Origin of the sequence: Mycobacterium kyorinense, assembly GCF_002101735.1 — a bacterium.
Taxonomy (GTDB): Bacteria; Actinomycetota; Actinomycetes; order Mycobacteriales; family Mycobacteriaceae; genus Mycobacterium; species Mycobacterium kyorinense.
This window is the reverse complement of record NZ_LQPE01000092.1, coordinates 1-2,018: the sequence shown is the minus strand read 5'-3', so window position 1 is coordinate 2,018 and position 2,018 is coordinate 1. Positions and strand designations below refer to the sequence as shown.

The following is a 2,018-nucleotide window of genomic DNA, read 5'->3' as shown; positions in this document are numbered from 1 at the left end:
GTTGACGCACCGTCTCCCGCGAGGCCCCGCACGGGATCGGCGTGCCGTCGACCAGTCGCAGGTCGTCGGCCCACGAGGGGCACTGGGCGGCCAGATACAGCATGGCTTTGCAGATCAACGGAGCGGCGGCCTTGATCCGTTTGTGGTAGCCCGGCTGCTTGGGCAAATACGGAAACAGATGGCGCAGCCGGCCCAAACACATACGCAGCCAATGGTGTTCGCTGCGAGCACCGAGCAGTACCTGCGCCACGGCCAGGCACACCAGCTCGGCATCGGTGAGTCTCTTCGGTCGACCGACTCGCCGTCGGTCCGGTCCGATGACATGATCATCGATCGTCACATACAGTTCGGTCAGGAGGGCATCGAGGTTCGTCGTCACAAACGTCCATCGATGCCCTCCAACCACATCAGTCACAAGCCGCCACGCCGCACAGACAACCAACAGCGGTACGCATCAACAGCCCGCCGCAACTCACCCGCCGCCGCGGTTAGGAATTACTCATCTAGGTCCCGCAGTGCCTGCTGCAGGCAATGTGACGGTGGTTCGGTGAGCCAGAAGTGTTCTTTTTTGGCGTCAACGAGTTCGTGGGCTTGCGCTTCATAGTCGATCCAGACGCCCCGGCGGCGGTATTCGCGACGCTGCTCCAAACCGGTGTTCCATACCGCACGGCATGCGTCAGCCGTCTGCTGCGCCAGTTCCGCCTGAGCGCCCGTGAGTTCGACGCGGAACCGTCTGCCGGTCTTCATGGCCGCAACCTATCCCTGGCCACCGACATCAAGCCGCGGCTACGCCGTTCAAAGTCGTGAGGCAACCCTCGGCACAGGACTGATCAGCTGATCCCACCGCTCAATCCCAGGGTTGGGCGCGTCCAGGATTGGGCGCGACACGGTGTGAGAATGGGTAGTTACTTGTTACCGGCCCAGCTGCGAGGCCACGAGAGGCCGTAATATCGGCTTCATCTGATGAATGGGAATCCGCGATAGTGGCACAGCAGGTCCCGGCCGGCACCGTGAAGACCGATGGCCGCAAGCGACGTTGGCACCAGCACAAGGTGGAACGCCGCAACGAGCTGATCGACGGGACGATCGAAGCGATCCGGCGGCGAGGTCGCTACGTCAGCATGGACGAGATCGCCAGCGAGATCGGGGTCTCCAAGACGGTTCTGTACCGCTACTTTGTCGACAAGAACGACCTGACGACCGCGGTCATGATGCGGTTTACGCAGCAAACGCTGATCCCGAACATGGCGGCGGCGTTGTCGTCAAACCTGGACGGCTTCGACCTGGCCCGGGAAATCATCCGGGTGTACGTTCAGACCGTGGCGGCCGAACCGGAGCCGTACCGGTTTGTGATGGCCAACAGCTCGGCCAGCAAGAGCAAGGTCGTGGCGGACTCCGAGCGGATCATCGCCCGCATGATCGCGGTTATGCTGCGCCGCCGCATGCAGCAAGCCGGGATGGACACCGGCGGCGCCGAGCCGTGGGCCTACATGATCGTCGGCGGGGTGCAATTGGCCACCCACTCGTGGCTGCTGGATCCGCGGATGACCGCCGACGAACTGATCGACTACCTGACCATGCTCAGTTGGAGTGCGTTGTGCGGGATCGTCGAGGTCGGCGGATCACTGGAGAAGTTCCGCGGCCAGCCGCACCCGCCGCCGATCGTCCCGCCGCTACCACGCTGAGCCACGGTTAGTTCGCGACGGCGGGTTGCAGGCCATCGAAAGCTGACCCGTCGCTAAGCGGCGACATCCATCCGAGTCAAGCTGCCGCCGCAGCCTGACGCGTGCCGTGGTCGGCGGGCTGCGACCTCGCCCCCGGGAACCGCTAGCATGCGAAAAGCGCATCGGGGGAGCTCGGGTGACTTCTCGACGCCGGGTTAACGCTTATGACGCTAGGAAGGCACACGCTATGGCGCAAAAATTGAAGCCGCACTTCGAAGACGTGCAGGCCCACTACGACCTGTCCGACGAGTTCTTCGCCCTGTTCTTAGACCCCAGTCGCACGTACAGCTGCGC

At 63.4% G+C, this 2,018-nt stretch carries 3 protein-coding genes and 1 pseudogene; 2 read left to right on the top strand and 2 right to left on the bottom strand.

Going from position 1 to position 2,018, the window contains the following annotated elements:
* Both AWC14_RS11040 and AWC14_RS11035 read right to left on the bottom strand, forming a co-directional pair.
* Positions 1-379, bottom strand: a pseudogene (locus AWC14_RS11040) (IS982 family transposase); the annotation flags it as partial.
* A gap of 116 nt (positions 380-495) precedes the next feature.
* Positions 496-747 (bottom strand): helix-turn-helix domain-containing protein, encoded by a 252-nt coding sequence (locus AWC14_RS11035; RefSeq protein ID WP_045384872.1) that lies wholly within the window; start codon positions 745-747, stop codon positions 496-498.
* A 236-nt stretch (positions 748-983) separates the two neighbouring features.
* Here AWC14_RS11035 and AWC14_RS11030 point away from each other — a divergent pair, with 236 nt between their 5' ends.
* The gene (locus AWC14_RS11030) at positions 984-1,685 is read left to right on the top strand and encodes a TetR/AcrR family transcriptional regulator (RefSeq protein ID WP_045384873.1); all 702 of its coding nucleotides are present in this window, start codon (positions 984-986) and stop codon (positions 1,683-1,685) included.
* Between the two features lie 226 nt (positions 1,686-1,911).
* A partial coding sequence (locus AWC14_RS11025; RefSeq protein ID WP_211282297.1) for a class I SAM-dependent methyltransferase occupies positions 1,912-2,018 on the top strand: 107 nt, incomplete at its 3' end.

Bases quoted from the DNA above. Each gene is read 5' to 3' on its own strand.
- AWC14_RS11035 (WP_045384872.1), bottom strand. From the start codon at position 747: ATGAAGACCGGCAGACGGTTCCGCGTCGAACTCACGGGCGCTCAGGCG.